The organism is Saccharopolyspora rectivirgula DSM 43747 (assembly GCF_000497205.1).
Taxonomy (GTDB): domain Bacteria; phylum Actinomycetota; class Actinomycetes; order Mycobacteriales; family Pseudonocardiaceae; genus Saccharopolyspora; species Saccharopolyspora rectivirgula.
The window spans coordinates 38,632-55,943 of sequence record NZ_AYJW01000023.1 but is presented as its reverse complement, the minus strand read 5'-3'; the positions used below and the strand labels follow the sequence as shown (position 1 = coordinate 55,943).

The window sequence follows — 17,312 nt, the reverse complement described above, 5'->3', positions numbered from 1 at the left end:
CCTGAACATCGACACGACGAAACCGAGCATCGCGCGGGTCTACGACGCCTTCGTCGGGGGCAAGGACAACTTCGAGGTCGACCGGCAGGTGCTTCGCAAGCTGCTGGAAATCGCCCCGGAGGCGGTGGAGGTCGGTCGCCAGTGCCGGGCGTGGCTGATCCGGGTGATCCGCTTCCTGGCCTCCGAGGCCGGCATCGACCAGTTCCTCGACCTGGGATCCGGGCTGCCGACCGCCGAGAACACCCACCAGGCGGCGCAGCGGGTGCTGCCGGACGCGCACGTGGTCTACGTCGACAACGACCCGTCGGTCGCCGCCCACGGTCGGGCCCTGCTGGAGGAGAACGAGTGCACCCACTTCGCGGTCGCCGACCTCCGCAAACCCGAGGAAGTGCTGCAGCACCCGGTGGTCACCAGGAACCTCGACTTCACCCGGCCGATCGCGCTGATCCAGGCCAACACGCTGCACCACGTGACGGACTCGGACGGGCCGCGGGAGATCATGCAGCGCTACGTCGACGCGCTGCCGTCCGGTTCGTTCGTGGCGATCTCCCACCTGTACAACCCGGGGGACGGCAGCGACCTGGCGAAGCTGGCCGAGGAGTCGCAGACCCGGTTCAACACCCTGATGGGCAGCTGCTTCTACCGCGGCCGGCAGGAGATCCTCGACATGTTCTGCGGTCTCGAGCTCGTCGAGCCGGGGCTCACCTACCTGTTCGAGTGGTGGCCGGACGGTCCGCGGCTCAAGCCGCTCACGCCCGAGCAGCACCTGCTGCTCGGCGGGGTGGCTCGCAAGCCCTGACTCCCCACTTCGAGAACTGGCGAGCCCGCTGCGGTTCCGCGGGGATCCGCAGCGGGCTCGCTGTTCTCAGCTCGACTGCCGACTGGTCCACCACCGCATCGCGTGTTCGACCAGGGCGATGAGAGTCTGCTTCGTGGATTCCCGGTCGCGCGCGTCGCACGGCCCGATCGGCACTTCCGGCCCGATCGCCATTGCTTCCCGGACCTGCTCGATGGTGTGCAGCATCTTGCCGTCGAAGCAGTTCACCGCGACCAGGTACGGGAGACCGCGGTCTTCGAAGAAGTCCACCGCGGAGAAGGAGTCGGCGAGTCGGCGGGTGTCGACCAGCACGACCGCGCCGATGGCGCCGCGCACCAGGTCGTCCCACATGAACCAGAAGCGCTGCTGGCCGGGGGTGCCGAACAAGTAGAGGATCAGGTCGGAGTCCAGGGAGATCCGGCCGAAGTCCATGGCCACGGTTGTCGTGGTCTTGTTCGGGGTTGCGCCGAGATCGTCCACTCCGCGACTGGCCTCGGTCATGACCGCTTCGGTGGTGAGCGGCATGATTTCCGATACCGACCCGACAAACGTTGTCTTGCCGACCCCGAAGCCGCCGGCGACAACGATTTTCGCCGAGGTGGTGCCGCCGCGTTGCGTTGCCTGTGGCGGGGTGGGGCCGGCGTGCGGGACCCTAGAGCCGACGGAGTCCACTCAATACCCTTTCCATCAGCACCAAATGTGGTGCACTGCCGCTTTCGCTAACCGTCTGGTGAATGGTGATCAACCCCAGTTCGGCCATGTCGGCCAACAGTACGCGAGCCACGCCGATCGGCACGGACAACAGTGCCCCCACTTCCGCTACCGATCTCGGATGGACACACAGTTCAGCGATCGACTGGTGCTCAAGCCTCACGGCCATCCCTGGCCGGTAGGCTTCACTGGTAGAAACCAGGGTTTCCAGCTCGAGTTTGTAGTTCGACTTGGTTCGCCCACCGGTCCAGGTGTAAGACCGGATGCTCGAGGCCGCTGGCACCTCGATCTCGTCGGGCTCCGACTCCGTGCGGTCGTCCATGCTGGGCTCGCGTTGCGCTGCCAGCTGTTCTTCCTCCTGCTTCTGCCGCTTGCGCCGGCGGCCGCTGGCCAGGCTGAAGCTGTTGACGACCTCTACGAAGGTGTTGTCACCGGAGTCGGATCTTCGGTCCCAGTCCCCTCTGCTCATAGCGCCCTCACACCAGCTGGCCCGTGTACGAGTTTGATGAAGACTGCAGCTGCGACCGGATTTCCGGCGTCAGCATCTGGCCGACCCGCTCGACGAGCATGGTCATCTCGTACGCGACGAGCCCCATGTCGCACTGCGGGGAAGCGAGCACGGTGAGGCACGACCCGTCGCTGATCCCCATCTGCAGCAGGGTGCCGCGTTCCATCTCGACGATCGTTTGGATCACCCGCCCAGCTTCGAAGCACTTCGCCGAGCCCTGGGTGAGGCTCAACAGACCGGATGCAACCGCGGCGAGCTGGTCAGCCCGGTCACGCGGCAGGGTTGCCGAGGCGGTCAGCAGCAGTCCGTCAGCCGACACCACGATCGCGTGGGCTACACCGGCGACCCGCTCGGTGAAGTCCGTGATCAGCCAGCCGAACCTGCGGGAAATCGTCTCCTGAGCAGTCATGCAACCTCCTGTTCGTAGCCGAGATGACCACGGTCCGCGGCGGACTTTCCTGGGCTCGTCACTGTGTTCGGGTGGGCTCTGCTCGTAGTGCCATGCGCACGACCCTCACTCCTCGTCATTGGCCCGGTGGCGGCCACGACGCACGCCGCTCTGGAAATCGGCCAGCCGACCGCGGATGTTCTTCGCATCCCGCGGAGGCGCCGCACTCGCCGAGTCTTCGAACGCACCGGAGAAGCTGCCCGGTACCAGGTGCGCCTTCGGGGTGCGGCGGGGCAGGCCGGCGGAAGTGAACGAGGTCGGCTCCGGGTTGGCCGCGGCTTCCGCTGCTTTCCGGGCTTCGTCCAGCCCGGAGTTCCACGTGGAGCTGGCCGTTCCTTCCGCTGGCGCTTCCGGGCTCACCCCGGAGTTCTCCGAGCGATTCATTTGTCCGAAGTGGATTCCATTGTGCCTGTCGGCGAGTTGCCGGCTGATCTCTTCTGCGCTCCTGGTCGTCTTGCTGGCAGCTGGCTGTTCAGCTTCCGGCTTCCGACGCCGCACTCGTCGCGGCAGTCCCGAAGCGGTCACGGGGGTTTCCGCGGGCTGCTGCGGGCCTTCCTGACCAGTTGCGGGAGCGGTCCCGGCGGTGGGCTGGGAGCCGCTACCACCCGGTTCTTCGGCGGGGAAGCCGGGGTCCTGGTCCGCACCGGACTGCTGGGCCTCCTCGTCGCTGGGCCAGCTGAACCCGCCGGATTCGAGCTGCTCCTTGAAGTACGGGTTCTCGCTGGCGGGCTGGAACCACTGGCTGGTGGCCTCCTGGTGGGTGGTGCCCTCCTGGGGGCTGGTGCGCGGTGGTTCCGGCCGCTGCTCGACCTCCTCCGTGCTGGGCCAGTTCAGCTCCGCGGGTTCGGCCGAGGGCTGCGGGCCGCTCGGCGCGTTGTCGAACAGGTGCTCGGTGGGCGCCTCGGAGACGCTGGAGTTCGACTGGAAGAGGCTCGCCCCCGAGGACAGCTCCGCGGCGGGCGTGCTCGGGGCGGCCGGGCTTTCGGTGGGGCCGCCGAGCGCGGTGCCGAAGGTGCCGGAGGTCGGCATCTGCGGGTGCGAGTGGCCGTTGCGGCGCCCCGGCTCGGCAGCGGGGGCGACCACGTCGGGGCCGCGCTGCTCACCGCCGACGACGTGGTCCGCGGGGATGACCACGGTGGCCCGCAGGCCTTCGACGTCCTTGCCGCCGTGCAGTTCGATGGTGACGTCGTGCCGGGCGGCCAGTCGACCGGCGACGAACAGGCCCATGCGCCGGGAGGTGGCCATCTCCTCCTCGTCGGCGCTGGCCAGCACCCGGTTGGCCCGGGCGAGCTGTTCCTCGCTCATCCCGATGCCCTGGTCGAGGATGTCGATGACGATGTTGCCCTCGCCGGACTGGTACCCGGAGACGGTGACCGTGGTGTCGGGGGCGGAGAAGTTGGCGGCGTTGTCCATCAGCTCCGCCATCAACCGCACCATGTCACTGGCGGTGTTGCCGCGCAGCTTCACCGACGGCAGGGGCTGCACGGTGACGCGCGGGTACTGCTCGATCTCGGAGACCGCGGCCCGCAGCACGTCCGCCAGGTCGGTGGGCTTGGTGAAGCGCCGCACCAGGGAGTGCCCGGAGAGCACCATCAGGTTCTCGTTGTTGCGGCGCATCCGGGTGGCCAGGTGGTCCAGCTGGAACAGACGCGCCAGCTGGTCCGGGTCTTCCTCGTCCTGCTCGAGCTCCTCGAACAGGCGCAGCTGCCGTTCCAGCAGCGCCTGGCTCCGCCGGGAGACGCTGACGAACACGTCGCTGACGCCGCGCCGCAGGTCGGCCTGCTCCGCGGCCAGCCGCAGGGCCGCTTGGTTCACGCGGTCGAACGCGCGGGCCAGCTGACCGACCTCTTCCTTCGTGGTGACCGGCACCGGTTCGATGCTGACCTCTTCGGCGCGGGCGCCGGCGCGGATGCTGGCCACCGCGGCGGGCAGCTGGTTGTTCGCCGCGTCCAGGGCGCTCGACCGCAGCTGGCTCATCGAGTTGAGCAGCTGGCGGGTGATGGTGACGATGACCGCCGCGCACAGGGCGAGCGCCAGCAGGAGGCCGACGGAGCTCCAGCCCGCGGTGTCGCTGGCGTCGTCCTCCAGCTCGGAGGCGATGCGCCGGGTTTCGTCGGAGAGGTCGCTGTGACCGTCGTTGATCAGGGCGACGGAGTCGTCGGAACGCTGGTTCCACAGGTTGCGGTCCACCGAGTAGCTGCCGCTGTGCACGTCGTCGGTGGTTTCCGCGATGATGGCCATCAGCATCTGGTTCCGCTCGAGGATGCCTTGGCCTTCCAGGGTGCGTTCCAGGCGGTCCTGCCAGTGCTTGGCGACGGTGGCGCGGGCGTCTTCGATTCGCTGCAGCAGTCGGGCCCTGGAACCGGAGAGGTTCTGCAGCGCCACCTGGTCGATGGCGCCTTCGGTGAGCCCGGTGAGCACCCACGCCTGCTGGAGGCGGACCTCCTCCATCATGCCCACCAGGTCCAGCAGGGCGTTGGCGTTGCTGGACAGCCGGCGGTCGGCGACCGTACTGGTCAGCGCGCGGTCCAGGGACATCACCGAGGTGGCCAGGGCGGTGTAGTCCTCGATCGCCTTGGCCGGCGGGATTTGCCGGTCGCGGACTTGCTGGCGCAGCTGGGGAAGCGCGTCCAGGGCTTCCTGCAGCTCGCGGTACCGCTCGCCAACGATGGGGCCGTAGTTGTCGTTGCGCTGGAAGACCCCGTGGACGTCTTGCACGGCCTCGTCGACCGCCTCGGTGGTGGCCGGAAGCGCGTCCGGGCCGACGTCACCGACGATGTACTCCACGGCGGTCGTGCGTTCCCGCTGGACCTGGGCCAGCAACGGCTCCACCAGGTCCACGGCGTCCAGAACTTGGCTGACCCGCTGGTACTCGTTCGCCTCGTCGATCTGGGTGCGGACCTGCACAACACCGAGGGTGACGGCGAACAGGGCCGGTACCAACAGGACTGTGGCCAGCTTGGTGGGCAGTGACCAGTTGCGCCACTGGAACAGTGTTTCCCGGATACGCCCGAACTTGCCCGCGCTCACCAGCGCCCTCCTTGCGAGCCCGCGGTGCCGTGCTGCTGAGTCACGGTGTGGACCCTTTCCTGCGAACAAAGCCTTGGTGAACGGCGCATGCGTGCTGATCCCGCAATCGTCGTCTGGGTTTGTTTGGTCCGAAATCCAGCTGGTCGGGCACCACCCGGAGACCGGAATGCCGCGCGGCGGCGCACCGCTGCGGCGCGGTGTTCACTGGCACCCTGCATGACCACACCCGTACTTGCCGCCCACATCATGAGCACCAGTTGCCGAAACCTCGGGCCCTTCCGGTCGAGCTGTCTTTCAATGCCTCAGCACTATAAGGCTCGCCGCCACCGTGACAACTATGGGCTTTTCGTTTTTGCGCCCGCCACCGACACCCTTTTGTCACGTTCAGTGCTCAACGCCAGCTCGGTTTGATGATTATTTTTCTCCCGGACACCATTCGCTTCTTCTCTTGATCGTCGTCTACCTGCAGAAATGCCTCGAATGACGATCGTTTTTCACAGCAATGTCACAACCTGGAAAAATCCGCTCAGTAATCATCGGTGCCGCCTGCGCCGAGCCCAGCTAGAAAAGCTCGACATAACGCCAAAAACAACCGCCCCGTGGTGATCACCACACTGTTGCCGCTGATGCGGCAGCAGTTAGAATTTGCCGCCGCCGCAGGCTGGCACACGTGTGCAACCCTTCCAGGAAGTGACCTATGAGCAACGCAACGCAATCCGCGCTGCGCGGCAGCCCCCGCAACCAGCCCGGAAAAGCGCGGACTGCCTTCGGTGGTATCGACAAGAGCGCGGTTCGCCGGACCGCGACTGAACGGCCGGAGTACTCCGAGATCGAGCAGCTGCCGGAATTCCGGGAGCTGCGGCGGAAGACCAAATTGTTCATCTTCCCGGCCACCGCTTTTTTCCTGGCCTGGTATCTCAGTTACGTCATCACCGCCGCCTACGCCCCCGACTTCATGTCCGAACCGCTGGTGGGGGAGATCAACGTCGGCATGGTGATGGGACTGGGGCAGTTCGTGACCACCGTGGCGTTGACGTGGCTGTACGCGCGGTTCGCACACCGGAAGCTGGATCCCATCGTCAATGAGCTTCGCGACAAAGTGGACGGTGAGCGGTGATGACTGAGTACCTGCTCGCCGAGACGAATCAGGTGTTGCCGTCCGACCACGCGATCACCAACACCACGATCTTCGCGGTGTTCGTGCTGATCACCCTGGTGGTCGTGTACCGGGTTGGCAGCATGGCCAGCTCCAGCGACTACTTCGTCGCCGGCAGCACCTTCACCGGGTTGCAGAACGGCATCGCGCTGTCCGGTGACTTCCTGTCCGCCGCCTCGTTCCTGGGCATCGCCGGGGCGATCGCGGTGCACGGCTACGACGGATTCCTGTACTCGGTCGGCTTCCTGGTGGCCTGGCTGGTCAACCTGCTGCTGATCGCGGAACGAATGCGCAACACCGGCCGGTTCACGCTGGGCGACGTGTTGAGCTTCCGGATGCAGCAGCGCCCGGTGCGCGCCGCCGCAGCGGTGTCCACACTGGCCATCACGCTGGTGTACATGATCGCCCAGATGGCCGGCGCCGGTGGTCTGGTGGCGCTGCTGCTGGACATCCACTCCGGACTGGGTCAGGCGCTGGTCATCGCCGCGGTCGGCGTGGTGATGATGATCTACGTGCTCATCGGGGGCATGAAGGGGACCACGTGGGTCCAGATCATCAAGGCGGTGCTGCTGTTCGTCAGCGCCGCGGTGATCACCGTGTTCCTGCTGGGCAAGTACGGGTACAACTTCAGCGACCTGCTGGTCGACGCGGCCGAGAACAACCCGAACGGCCACAGCATCCTCGGCCCGGGTGTGGAGTACGGCAAGGACAACACGACCAAACTGGACTTCATCTCGCTGTCGCTTGCCCTGGTGCTCGGCGTGGGCGGTCTGCCGCACGTGCTGATGCGGTTCTACACGGTGCCCAACGCCCGGGAGGCCCGCCGCTCGGTGGTGTGGGCGACGTGGACGATGGCGCTGTTCTACATCTGCACCCTGGTCATCGGTTACGGGGCCGGTGCGCTGGTGGGCTCGGACGCGATCCTGCAGGCCCCGGGTGGCGAGAACTCGGCGGCGCCTCTGCTGGCCTACGAGATCGGTGGCTCGGTGCTGCTGGGCATCATCGCCGCGGTGGCGTTCGCGACCATCCTGGCCGTGGTGGCCGGGTTGACGCTGACCGCTTCCACTTCCTTCGCGCACGACATCTTCGCCAACGTGCTGCGCCGCGGTGAGGCCGATTCGGAGTCGGTGGTCAAGGTCGCCCGAACCACCGCGTTGGTGATCGGCGCGGTTTCCATCCTCGGCGGCATCCTGGTGAACGGCCAGAACATCGCGTTCCTGGTGGGTCTGGCGTTCGCGTTCGCCGCGTCGGCGAACCTGTCCACCCTGCTGTTCTCGCTGTTCTGGAAGCGGTTCAACACCACCGGCACCCTGTGGGGCATCTACAGCGGTCTGGCTTCGTGCCTGCTGTTGACGATCTTCTCCCCGGTGGTGTCGGGTTCTCCGGATTCCATCTTCCCGAGCGTGGACTTCGCGTTCTTCCCGTTGAAGAACCCGGGCATCGTGTCCATCCCGGTGTCCTTCATCTTCGCGGTCATCGGGACTTTCATCGGCAAGGACCCGTCCAACGAGCAGCGCCGGGCCGAGATGGAGGTCCGCGCGTTGACGGGGATCGGCACCCGTCGAGGCTGACTCGAACGCGGGGAATGGCCCTGGAGCTCGCTCCGGGGCCATTTTCCTTTCCCCGGTCGACCGCCCCGCAGCAACTCGCGTGGGCTACCACGGCCGGGGAACGCCTCCCCCTGCTTGTTCCGGACCGGACGGTCGCGTTCCACCGATTGCGCTGGCCCGTCTGGGAAATCCGCGCCGGGGGGTTCCCGGGTGCGCTTCGCGCGGCGTTTCTCCCGGCCGGGAACCGGGTATGCCCGGGGAGGCATGTCGGACGAGCCGACGCAGTGCTGACTGGGGGCGAGATGATCCGGAAGGCCATTGGGATCGTGGCCATCGCGGCCGCCATCCCGTACTTCGGCGGAGTCGACCCAGCCGTTGCGAAACTGAAATCGGTTTTCAGGGAGTTCTCCGACGCGATCGCGGCGCGGGATTTCCAGGACACCGGCGTGCGGTTGCGCAGCGCCCCGGACACCACCGCGGAAATCCGCGGCACCGGCAACCCCGGCGACCGGGCCCGCGTGCACCGCGCGGTTCCCGGGGAAAGCGTGGTCTGCCCGGACGGATCGGTCTCGAGCGAATGGGTGGAAGTGACGAACCACCGCACTTCGATCACCGGCTTCGCCAGTGCGTGCTACTTGTCGGACAGCCCGCTGGGCGAATTCGAGTTGTTTCAGTAGTCCTGGTCGGACCCGCGGGTGCCGGCTGGTTGCCAGCGGCGCAGCTGGACGTGCCGGGACAGCCGGATGGCCGGGCGGATGCCCAGCTCCAGGCTGCCGAGCAGGAACATCCAGGTCCCGGCGGTGGCGGTGGCCGGGCTGAAGAACAGGATGCTGCCGACGATGAACCACAGCGCGATCAGGAAGTCGTTGACGATGCTCAGCACTTCGTAGCGGCGTCGGATCAGCAGCTCGTCCCGCCCCAGGCGCAGGACGAGCGGGCCGGATTCTGCCGGGTCGCTCATGCTGCCAGTGTCGGTCAGGGGCGGGCAGTTCGCCGTTCGACGCGGGCTCAGCCGGCTTCGGCGGCCGCTCGGCCCGCCTGGCGGCCGGAGAAGAGGCACCCGCCCAGGAAAGTTCCTTCCAGGGCCCGGTAGCCGTGCACTCCTCCCCCGCCGAATCCGGCGGCCTCGCCCGCGGCGTACAACCCGGGAACCGGTTCGCCGGTGGCCGACAGCACCCGCGCCGACAGGTCGGTTTCCAGCCCGCCCAGGGTTTTGCGGGTCAACAGGTTCAGCCGCACCGCGATCAGCGGGCCGGCGGCGGGGTCCAGCAGGCGGTGCGGGGCGGCCACCCGGATCAGCCGGTCCACCGAGTAGCGGCGGGCTTCCCGGATGGCGTTGACCTGCTCGTCCTTGCCCAGGCCGGAGGTGATCTGGCGGTCGCGGGCCACGATCTGCCGTTCCACTTCGGCGGGGTCCAGCAGCGGTTCGCCGACCAGCTCGTTCATGCCGCGGACCAGGTCCGGCAGGGTGCGGCGGACCACGAAGTCCTCCCCGCGCCGCACGAACTCGGCCACCGGCCCCGGGGTGCCACCGCCACCTCGCTGCAGCAGACCGCGGATGCTGCGGCCGGTCAGGTCGGGGTTCTGCTCCGAACCGGACAGCGCGAACTCCCGGCTGATGATGCGCCGGTTGAGCACGAACCAGGTGTGGTCGTAGCCGGTTTTGCCGATGTGTTCGAGCGTGCCCAGGGTGTCGAAGCCGGGGAACAGGGGGGACGGCAGGCGGCGCCCCAGCGCGTCCAGCCACACCGACGAGGGGCCGGGCAGGATGCGGATGCCGTGGTTGGTCCACACCGGCGCGTAGTTGCGGATCCCTTCGGTGTAGTGCCACATGCGGTCGGGGTTGATGATGTTGGCGCCGGCGCGGGCGGCGATTTCCAGCATGCGGCCGTCGACGTGGTCCGGCACCCCGTGGATGAGGTTCTTCGGCGGTGGGCCGAGCCGCTCGGGCCAGTTGCGCCGCACCAGGTCCGGGTTCCCGCCGATGCCGCCGGAGGAGACGATGACCGCGCCGGCGTGCAGGGTGAAGTCGCCGACGGGTTCGCGGGAGCTCGGTTGGCCGCGCTGGGCGCTGGTGGGGGCGAGGACCTCCCCGCTCACCCCGGTGACCGCGCCGTTGCTGGTGAGCAGTTCGCTGACCCGGTGCCGGAAGCGCAGCTGCACCAGGCCCTGCTCTTCGGCTTGCCGGACCTGCCGGATGAAGGGCTCCAGGATGCCGGGGCCGGTGCCCCAGGTGATGTGGAAGCGGGGCACCGAGTTGCCGTGGCCGGTGGCCAGGTGGCCGCCGCGCTCGGCCCACTGCACCAGCGGGAAGAAGCGCACCCCGAGTTGGCTCAGCCAGGCGCGTTTCTCACCGGAGGCGAAGTCGACGTAGGCGTGCGCCCACTGCCTCGGCCAGTGGTCTTCGGGGCGGTCGAAACCGGCCGAGCCCAGCCAGTCGGCCAACGCCAGTTCGTGGGAGTCGCGGATGCCCAGCCTGCGTTGTTCCGGGGAGTTGACGAGGAAGAGGCCGCCGAAGGACCACCAGGCCTGACCGCCCAGCGAGGTTTCCGGTTCCTGGTCCAGCAGGATCACCCGGCGGCCGCGGGCGGCGAGTTCAGCGGTCGCCACCAGCCCGGCCAGCCCGGCTCCTACCACGATGACGTCGGCGTCAAAGGTCATCGGCGATCCTCCGCGCTTACCGCTGGGTAACCAGACTGCTTGTATACCGCACCCGACCACGGGAGAACACCCCTTCGGCGGGGTGTGGCCATCACCGGTCGTCAACTCCAGCGCTGTCCGAAAACCACACGGTTGGGGTGTATCCACCCGAATCAGTGGCGTGGTGATCAGTGGTTGGCGGATCTTGGCGGTACCGCCGGGCCTGCCCGGTTGGTTCGAACGTTCCCCTCAGGAAAGGAGTTCCAGATGTCCGCTGCTGCCTTCTGGCCGAACAGCGGGGTGAAACCGCTGCGCCGCTCGGCCGTTGCCGCGCTGCTGGTGCTCGCCGCCGCGCTGGCCGGAGCGGTGCTGGCGCCCAGCTCGGAGGCGGCGGGGGCGCAGCTGTGCCAGCCGGGGCAGTTCTGCGCTTGGTCGGAGACGCAGTTCGGCGGCCGCAGTCATTCCGCGGCGCTGGACGTGTCCGCTTCGGAGCAGTGCATCGCGCTGCCGGCCGACTTGGAAGCGCAGTCCTTCGTCAACAACACCGGGCACCCGGTGACGGTCTACCAGGACCCGGTGTGCGACACCCAGGCCGAATTCCACACCTATCCGTCCGGGTCGTACGTGCCGCATTCGTCCTATGTGGCTCGTGCGATCAAGGTGTGGAGCCACTGACCTCGTCGGACACCAGCCTGCGCATCAGCTCCAGCAGGCGTTCGGCGGACGTGGCCCAGCTGAACTTCCGGGCCTGCTGCTTCGCGGCGGCCACCAGGTCTTGGCGCTGCTGGGGGTCCTGCAGTTTCCGCACCGAAGCGGCGAACTCCTCCGGTGAATCCGGGGAGAAGAACAGCGCGTGCCCGCCGGTGACCTCGTGGAAGATCTCGAGATCGCTGCACACCACCGGGGTGCCGGCGTGCATGGCTTCGATGACCGGAAGCCCGAACCCTTCGTCCCGGGAAGCGGTGACCAGCGCGGTCGATCTGGCCAGCAGGTGCTGGTAGTCGGTTTCGCTGATTCCCCGCCAGAAGACCACGTCCGCCCCGGCCGGCAGCAGAGCGCGCAGTTCGGCCTCGCGCTGCGGCTCGATCCGGCTCACCAGGTGCAGTCGGTAGTCCGGCAGGTGCGCCATGCCCGCGATCAGGGTTTCGACGTTCTTGTACGGCATGAACGAACCCATGTACACCAGTTCCCGCGACGGTTGCGCGGTTTCCGGGTGTTGCCGCGGGGCGTTCAGCGGCCCACTGGGTGCATTGTGGACAACGGTGACGGGGCGCTTGGTCAACCGGTGCTGGTCGATGAGCTTCTTGGTGGTTTCGCTGACCGTGACCACCGCGTCGGCCCGGTTGAGCATGACGCGCTGCGGCCAGTAGGCCTTGTGGTAGAGCCGCCAGGCGACGCGAACCGGCCACGGGAGGAAGGACGGCGGCTGCGGGTGCCGGTAGTAGATCAGGTCGTGCAGGGTGAGCACCAGCCGGTAGTCGCGTCGGAAACCGCCGATGATCTGCAGCGGGCTGAACACCACGTCGGCGCCGAGCCGGTTGAGGGTGCGGGAGATCCACAGTTCTCGGGGTGAGAACGGGCTGTTGACCTTCACCCACGGCACGTTCTTCGGCAGCAGCGCCAGCTGCATCTCGTCGTGGATGAGCATGGTCACCGGATGCAGCTGGTGCAGGGCTTCGATCAGGCTGGCCCCGAACCGGCTGATCCCGTCGTGGTGGTCGGTCCTGGTCCAGCGGGCGTCGACAAACACCTTCATCGGCGTTCTCCCGGTTCGCAGCGGGTCATCGGACGGCCAAGAACCGTCTCATCTCGTAGCCGGCTTCGGCGGGCGTCTCGTAGTGCACCAGGTGGCCGACGTCCGGCAGCACCACGAGCTGCGCGTCGGCGAGCCGGGCCGCCAGGGCGCGCTGCCCGGGCAGCGGTGCGATGTCGTCCTTCTCCCCCGCCACCAGCAGCGTCGGCATGCCGAGCTGGTCGGCGTGGTCGGTGACGGTGTGCGACACCGAGGCCCGGAACGTTTCGCTGAGCACCTGGGGGCTGTGGAAGCGGCTGAAGTGCTGCAGGTGGCTGCGGTCGATGAACCGGCGCAGCTGCGCGTCGTCGGTGCAGGTCATCGCCCGGCTGGCGGCCAGCACGATCCAGCGGTTGCTCAGCAGGGCGGTGGCGGCCCGCGGCGGGAGTTTGCTGCCCACCTGGTAGTAGGCGTTGGTGAGCGCGGACAGCAGCGCCCGCGGCCCCTGCAGCGCCGGGGTGGCGATCGGGTTGACCAGCACCAACCGGTGCACCAGCCCGGGGGATTCGGCGGCGAGGCGCGCGGCGACGATCGAGCCGAAGGAGTGGCCGAGCAGGACCACCGGTTCCCCGCGGGCGGTGTGCTCGACCAGTTCGGTCATCGCCGCCGCGTAGCCGGCGACGTCGTGGCCCGCTCCGGTCATCGGGCTGGAGTCGCCGAACCCGGGCAGGTCCGGGATGACGACCCGGTGCTCGGGCAGTTCGGCCGCGAGCAGTTCCAGCCCGTGGTGGGTGCCGCGCAGCCCGTGCACCATGAACACCGTGGGAGCGGTGCCGGCCAGCTCGTCCCGGTAGGTCCAGTAGTGCAGCTGCGAACCGAGGATCCGGGTGCGGTGCCCGGTGGTGTCCGTTGTGGTGGTGCTCATCGTCAGCTCGCCAGCGGGGTGGACAGCGCTTCGGGGCCGATGGAGCCGCTCGGGTCCATGGCGTAGTGGTAGATCGATTCGAACTGGGCCAGCACCGCGTTGATGTCGTGCTGCGCCACGATTTCCTCGCTGACGGCGCCCATCCGCCGGATGGTCTCCCGGTCGACGAGGACCTTGTCGATCGCGTTGGCCAGGGCGTGCACGTCCCGCGGCGGGTACAGGAAACCGTTCTCGCCGTGCCGCACCAGGTGCGGCAGGGCCATGGCGTCGGCGAGCACGACCGGGGTGCCTGCCGACATCGCCTCCATGGTGGCCAGGCTCTGCAGTTCGGCGATGCTGGGCATGCAGAACAGGTCGGCCCGCGCGTAGGCGTCGAGCAGTTCCTCGTCGCTGACGAATCCGGCGAAGTGCACCCGGTCGGCGATGCCGAGCTCGCCCGCCAGCCGCTCGTAGTCGGCCCGCCGGCTGCCGTCGCCGACGATTTCCAGCCTGGTGGGGGCCGAGCAGTGCAGCAGCGACATGGCCCGCAGCAGGTCTTCGATGTGCTTCTCCTCGTCGAGCCGGCCGACGAACAGCACGGTGCGGGTCTCGGGGTCGGGGTTCTCGCGCCGGAACTGCTGGGCGCGGCGGCGGTACCGCTCCACGTCGATGCCGCAGGAGACCGGGATCGCCGGTGCGCGGAACCCGTTGTCGGTGAGCAGCTGCACCGCGCGGGGCGTGGGCGCGGTGACCACCTGCGCCTTGGTGTAGTGCTTGACCAGGTTGCGCCACAGCACCCGGCCGACCGTCCGCTGCAGGCGGCTGGGCACCTTGAAGTAGCCGAAGATGTTCTCCGGCATGAAGTGGTTGGTGGCGACCAGGGCGATGCCGCGCTTGCGGGCCTGGTCGATCAGGCCGCGGCAGATGAAGAAGTGCGACTGCACGTGGACGACGTCGGGCTGGATGCCGTCCAGCAGTTCCGCGGCCGGGCCGGATTCCTGCCAGGGCAGCATGCCTCGGATGGTGGGGTGGAACGGCGACCCGTAGGAGGGGACGCGGTGCACCGTGAGACCGTCGATGACTTCGGTGCGCGGCGCGCGGTCCGGGGAGTGGCAGATGACGTGCACGTCGTGCCCCCGGGCGGCCAGACCAGTGGCCAACCGGTGCCCGAAGTTCGCGGCCCCGTTGACATCCGGCGGGTAGGTGACGGCGCCGACTGCGATCCGCAGCGGCCGTCTGTTGAGCGGTTGCGAAGTCAAGTGCAACTCCTGTCGGAACTATCCGTCGAACTCTTTCCGGCAAGACCGCTGGCGACGGCGGTCAGCTGCTGCTCCGTGCTGGTCCGGTAGCGGGCGAGCGCGAAGACACCGGCGCAGGCGACGAGGGCGCACAGCGCTTCTCCTGCGGCGGTGGCCGCGGTGACGTTGTCGGCTTCGCCGAGCAGTCCGATGCCGAGGCCCACCGCGACCAGCGGGTCGATCACGGTCATGCAGGCCACCACCAGGTCCGGTGGACCGCTGGCGTACCCGTGCTGCAGCAGCCACGCGCCGACCACCACCGCCACCACCACGCCGAGCAGGGGAAGCGGGTTGATCTCCAGCAGCGGAACGGTGCCCACCTGGAGGGTGACGGCGCGCATCAGCAGCGACACGTAGCCGTAGCAGACCGCGCAGGCGGCGGCGAACAGCACGCACCGCAGGTTCGACCGGGACAGCGCTGCCAGTCCGCCCAGCACCAGCACCGCCACGGCGACGATCTGGGTGGCCACCAGTTGTTCTTCGGCGCCCACCGGGGTGGCTTGCGCGCTGCGGGCGGCCAGCAGCACGAAAGCCGCCACCCCACCGGTGGCGGCGACGACCGCGAGCAGCACGTTGCGCCCGAGCCCGGCCAGGGTGACGCCGCGGTCGCGCAGGCTCAGCAGCACGGTGATCGGCAGGGCGATCGCCCCGACCGGCTGCACCACGCTCAACGGCGCCAGGCCGAGCGCGCAGACGTGCAGCAGGGTTCCGGCGCCCAGCGCGATCAAGCCGAACAGCCAGCGTCCGTTGCGGACGAGCTGCGCCTGGTTGCGCAGGCCCAGCCCGTTGTCGTCCATGGTGTGCTGGACCGCGGCGTGCTGCAGGCGAGCTCCCAGCGCGTATCCGAGCGCCCCCAGGGCGGCCAGCGCTACCGCTAGCGCGGTCATCATCGACCACACCCAACGGGATCGGCGGTCTGCAGGTGCACTTTCCGGTCAGTCCTCGCAACTAATCGGCGCAAACGTTCGACAAGCGGACACCCTAGTGCGCGCTTCGGACTGCGTGCGGATAGCCCTGACCTCGTTGATCCGCCGGGTGCGGACCGTGCTGGCGCTGCGGGAGCGTAAGCCGTGTTCACGCCATCCAACTTCCCGCTTCCCGGGTGCCCTCGACATCCGGGACGTACCCCCAATTTCCCCTAGCCCTTCAGCTTCCATCCCTGAGCCGGTCGAGCTGCCGGCGACCAACGGTCGCGCCGCACCGGCGCCGCCGACCTGGGATTTCGCTGGTCAGCGCGGCTGCGGCGGACCGGAGGCGCCGCCAGTCTGCCGGCGACCGGGTAACCGCGGGCACCGGCGCGGTGAACGGCAACCACCTTGGACCCGAAATGGCCGTCAAGCCTCCGGTCGTCGCCGGTCCCGGTGAGGGTGCGCGCCGGCGCGGCCCGGCGGTTGTCGTTCCTGGGCGCGTTTTCGCCCCGTCGGCCGAATCCACGACCCCGACTGTAGACAACGGAGCAGTGGTTTTCGGGGAAAACGCAACGCCGCGTCAGTCGGTGGTCAACGCGCGGCACGAGCCGGCGCAGCCCGGTTCGGGAAAGTGAATCCGCAGTTCAGCGCGCATGCAGTTGCGGCGCGGGACCATCCGCGCCGCCACGGGTGAGAAATGCGACAGGACCGAGCTGAAATCGACGTACCGGAATACCGGAATCACCGAAAGTAATCTCGTTAGGAAAACTAAAGTGCCTTCGTTTCCCTGAACGAGCGAACGCCCGCCGGAAATGATCAAGCCGGGATCTTCAGCACCTGACCGACGTAGATCAAATCCGGGTTGGTGATTCCGTTGATGCGAGCGATTTCCCGCCAGTCCACCCCGAACCGGGCGCCGATTTCGGAAAGCGTGTCCCCCGGCTGCACCACGTAGGTCTTCTCCGCCGGCGGCGGTGGTGGCGGCGGCGCTCCTTGGCCGCCGGTCAGCACGGCCAGATCCACCAGGGACACGTTCAGGTCGGTCTTGGCGTTGATGCCCGGAACCTGTCCTTCCGAGGTGTACTGGTGGATGGCCACGCGATCGGTCAAGTAGCCCGGTTTGCCGGGTTCTCGGCCGTAGTGCGCGACCCACAGGAAGACGCCGGGGTCGAGCCAGTTCTCCGGGGCCAGTTTGCTCTGGAACCAGGACGTCGAGGCGTAGACGACGACCTCGTTGCGGCCGGTGTGACCGCGCAGCGCCGCGATGAAGCCCTTCACCCAGGCGCTCAGGTTCGGCGCATCGGTCTCGATGTCCAAGCACGGGGGCAGGTTTCCGGGCGCGCTGGCGTTCAGCCTCGCGAGTTGACCGGCGAAGTCCGCCGCGTCCTGCTCCGGAGCGTTGGTGTCCGGGCGGGCGAAGTGGTAGAGCCCGGTGACCATACCCGCGTTTCGGGCACCGGCCAGTTGGGCATCCAGGGTGGGGCTCACGTACCCGACCCCCTCGGTGGCTTTGATGTACGCGAATGCATACCCGGCGCCGCGAACCGCAGCCCAGTCAGGTTCCCCCTGGTATCTGGCGACGTCGATGCCTGGAATCCGGACGGCCATGT

17 protein-coding genes are annotated in these 17,312 nt (G+C 68.1%); 5 read left to right on the top strand and 12 right to left on the bottom strand.

Translation table 11 applies throughout. The features are described from left to right. The first annotated feature begins 1 nt into the window (after nucleotide 1). Nucleotides 2-799 (top strand): SAM-dependent methyltransferase, encoded by a 798-nt coding sequence (locus SREC43747_RS0108725; RefSeq protein ID WP_051387889.1) that lies wholly within the window; start codon nucleotides 2-4, stop codon nucleotides 797-799. Nucleotides 800-865: 66 nt separating this feature from the next. Here the strand turns inward: SREC43747_RS0108725 and SREC43747_RS0108720 are convergent, their stop codons facing one another. From SREC43747_RS0108720 to SREC43747_RS0108705, 4 genes are all read right to left on the bottom strand, one after another. After that, nucleotides 866-1,489: a GTP-binding protein gene (locus SREC43747_RS0108720; protein WP_029720802.1), complete on the bottom strand. Its 624-nt coding sequence runs from the start codon at nucleotides 1,487-1,489 to the stop codon at nucleotides 866-868. Beyond that, nucleotides 1,470-1,997 (bottom strand): DUF742 domain-containing protein, encoded by a 528-nt coding sequence (locus tag SREC43747_RS0108715; RefSeq protein ID WP_051387888.1) that lies wholly within the window; start codon nucleotides 1,995-1,997, stop codon nucleotides 1,470-1,472. Before SREC43747_RS0108715 ends, SREC43747_RS0108720 begins: the two co-directional genes overlap by 20 nt. Nucleotides 1,998-2,004: 7 nt before the next feature. After that, the gene (locus tag SREC43747_RS0108710) at nucleotides 2,005-2,445 is read right to left on the bottom strand and encodes a roadblock/LC7 domain-containing protein (RefSeq protein ID WP_029720800.1); all 441 of its coding nucleotides are present in this window, start codon (nucleotides 2,443-2,445) and stop codon (nucleotides 2,005-2,007) included. A 105-nt stretch (nucleotides 2,446-2,550) separates the two neighbouring features. Next, a complete protein-coding gene (locus SREC43747_RS0108705) occupies nucleotides 2,551-5,514 on the bottom strand; it encodes a sensor histidine kinase (protein WP_029720799.1) in 2,964 nt (987 codons plus the stop codon). A gap of 697 nt (nucleotides 5,515-6,211) precedes the next feature. On the opposite strand from SREC43747_RS0108705, the gene SREC43747_RS0108700 reads away from it, so the two are divergent. From SREC43747_RS0108700 to SREC43747_RS21925, 3 genes are read left to right on the top strand one after another with little or no spacing between them, the layout of a single operon-like run. Continuing rightward, nucleotides 6,212-6,631, top strand: a complete 420-nt coding sequence (locus tag SREC43747_RS0108700) for a DUF485 domain-containing protein (protein ID WP_029720798.1) — start codon at nucleotides 6,212-6,214, stop codon at nucleotides 6,629-6,631. Next, entirely contained in the window at nucleotides 6,631-8,241 is a 1,611-nt protein-coding gene (locus SREC43747_RS0108695) for a monocarboxylic acid transporter (RefSeq protein WP_029720797.1), read from the top strand. The genes SREC43747_RS0108700 and SREC43747_RS0108695 overlap by 1 nt, the downstream gene beginning before the upstream one ends. A gap of 14 nt (nucleotides 8,242-8,255) precedes the next feature. Next, nucleotides 8,256-8,897, top strand: coding sequence for an SH3 domain-containing protein (locus SREC43747_RS21925; RefSeq protein ID WP_152528364.1), 642 nt, complete (start codon nucleotides 8,256-8,258; stop codon nucleotides 8,895-8,897). Here the strand turns inward: SREC43747_RS21925 and SREC43747_RS0108685 are convergent. Both SREC43747_RS0108685 and SREC43747_RS0108680 read right to left on the bottom strand, forming a co-directional pair. Continuing rightward, a complete protein-coding gene (locus SREC43747_RS0108685; protein WP_029720795.1) occupies nucleotides 8,891-9,181 on the bottom strand; it encodes a YrhK family protein in 291 nt (96 codons plus the stop codon). The two genes, SREC43747_RS21925 and SREC43747_RS0108685, sit on opposite strands and share 7 nt — an antisense overlap. 47 nt (nucleotides 9,182-9,228) lie before the next feature. Next, a complete protein-coding gene (locus tag SREC43747_RS0108680) occupies nucleotides 9,229-10,881 on the bottom strand; it encodes an FAD-binding dehydrogenase (RefSeq protein ID WP_029720794.1) in 1,653 nt (550 codons plus the stop codon). Between the two features lie 246 nt (nucleotides 10,882-11,127). Here SREC43747_RS0108680 and SREC43747_RS0108675 point away from each other — a divergent pair, with 246 nt between their 5' ends. Further along, entirely contained in the window at nucleotides 11,128-11,535 is a 408-nt protein-coding gene (locus SREC43747_RS0108675; RefSeq protein ID WP_051387887.1) for a peptidase inhibitor family I36 protein, read from the top strand. Here SREC43747_RS0108675 and SREC43747_RS0108670 read toward each other — a convergent pair. The 6 genes from SREC43747_RS0108670 to SREC43747_RS0108650 all read right to left on the bottom strand — a co-directional run bounded on the left by SREC43747_RS0108670 (nucleotide 11,516) and on the right by SREC43747_RS0108650 (nucleotide 17,310). Further along, nucleotides 11,516-12,616: a glycosyltransferase family 4 protein gene (locus SREC43747_RS0108670; protein ID WP_029720792.1), complete on the bottom strand. Its 1,101-nt coding sequence runs from the start codon at nucleotides 12,614-12,616 to the stop codon at nucleotides 11,516-11,518. The two genes, SREC43747_RS0108675 and SREC43747_RS0108670, sit on opposite strands and share 20 nt — an antisense overlap. A 25-nt stretch (nucleotides 12,617-12,641) precedes the next feature. Then, the gene (locus SREC43747_RS0108665; RefSeq protein WP_051387886.1) at nucleotides 12,642-13,517 is read right to left on the bottom strand and encodes an alpha/beta fold hydrolase; all 876 of its coding nucleotides are present in this window, start codon (nucleotides 13,515-13,517) and stop codon (nucleotides 12,642-12,644) included. A 2-nt stretch (nucleotides 13,518-13,519) separates the two neighbouring features. Beyond that, complete coding sequence (locus SREC43747_RS0108660; RefSeq protein WP_029720790.1) at nucleotides 13,520-14,755, bottom strand: glycosyltransferase; 1,236 nt, start codon at nucleotides 14,753-14,755, stop codon at nucleotides 13,520-13,522. Then, nucleotides 14,752-15,684, bottom strand: a complete 933-nt coding sequence (locus SREC43747_RS0108655; protein ID WP_236623094.1) for a hypothetical protein — start codon at nucleotides 15,682-15,684, stop codon at nucleotides 14,752-14,754. The genes SREC43747_RS0108660 and SREC43747_RS0108655 overlap by 4 nt, the downstream gene beginning before the upstream one ends. A 598-nt stretch (nucleotides 15,685-16,282) precedes the next feature. Beyond that, nucleotides 16,283-16,522 carry a hypothetical protein gene (locus tag SREC43747_RS21005; RefSeq protein ID WP_152528363.1) on the bottom strand — a complete coding sequence of 80 codons (240 nt, stop codon included), beginning with the start codon at nucleotides 16,520-16,522 and terminating at the stop codon, nucleotides 16,283-16,285. After that, nucleotides 16,519-17,310 (bottom strand): GH25 family lysozyme, encoded by a 792-nt coding sequence (locus SREC43747_RS0108650; RefSeq protein ID WP_029720788.1) that lies wholly within the window; start codon nucleotides 17,308-17,310, stop codon nucleotides 16,519-16,521. The genes SREC43747_RS21005 and SREC43747_RS0108650 overlap by 4 nt, the downstream gene beginning before the upstream one ends. Nucleotides 17,311-17,312: the final 2 nt, after the last annotated feature.

Bases quoted from the DNA above. Each gene is read 5' to 3' on its own strand.
- SREC43747_RS0108715 (WP_051387888.1), bottom strand. From the start codon at position 1,997: ATGAGCAGAGGGGACTGGGACCGAAGATCCGACTCCGGTGACAACACC.
- SREC43747_RS0108710 (WP_029720800.1), bottom strand. From the start codon at position 2,445: ATGACTGCTCAGGAGACGATTTCCCGCAGGTTCGGCTGGCTGATCACG.
- SREC43747_RS0108700 (WP_029720798.1), top strand. From the start codon at position 6,212: ATGAGCAACGCAACGCAATCCGCGCTGCGCGGCAGCCCCCGCAACCAG.
- SREC43747_RS0108695 (WP_029720797.1), top strand. From the start codon at position 6,631: ATGACTGAGTACCTGCTCGCCGAGACGAATCAGGTGTTGCCGTCCGAC.
- SREC43747_RS21925 (WP_152528364.1), top strand. From the start codon at position 8,256: ATGGCCCTGGAGCTCGCTCCGGGGCCATTTTCCTTTCCCCGGTCGACC.
- SREC43747_RS0108685 (WP_029720795.1), bottom strand. From the start codon at position 9,181: ATGAGCGACCCGGCAGAATCCGGCCCGCTCGTCCTGCGCCTGGGGCGG.
- SREC43747_RS0108680 (WP_029720794.1), bottom strand. From the start codon at position 10,881: ATGACCTTTGACGCCGACGTCATCGTGGTAGGAGCCGGGCTGGCCGGG.
- SREC43747_RS0108675 (WP_051387887.1), top strand. From the start codon at position 11,128: ATGTCCGCTGCTGCCTTCTGGCCGAACAGCGGGGTGAAACCGCTGCGC.
- SREC43747_RS0108670 (WP_029720792.1), bottom strand. From the start codon at position 12,616: ATGAAGGTGTTTGTCGACGCCCGCTGGACCAGGACCGACCACCACGAC.
- SREC43747_RS0108665 (WP_051387886.1), bottom strand. From the start codon at position 13,517: ATGAGCACCACCACAACGGACACCACCGGGCACCGCACCCGGATCCTC.
- SREC43747_RS0108655 (WP_236623094.1), bottom strand. From the start codon at position 15,684: ATGATGACCGCGCTAGCGGTAGCGCTGGCCGCCCTGGGGGCGCTCGGA.
- SREC43747_RS0108650 (WP_029720788.1), bottom strand. From the start codon at position 17,310: ATGGCCGTCCGGATTCCAGGCATCGACGTCGCCAGATACCAGGGGGAA.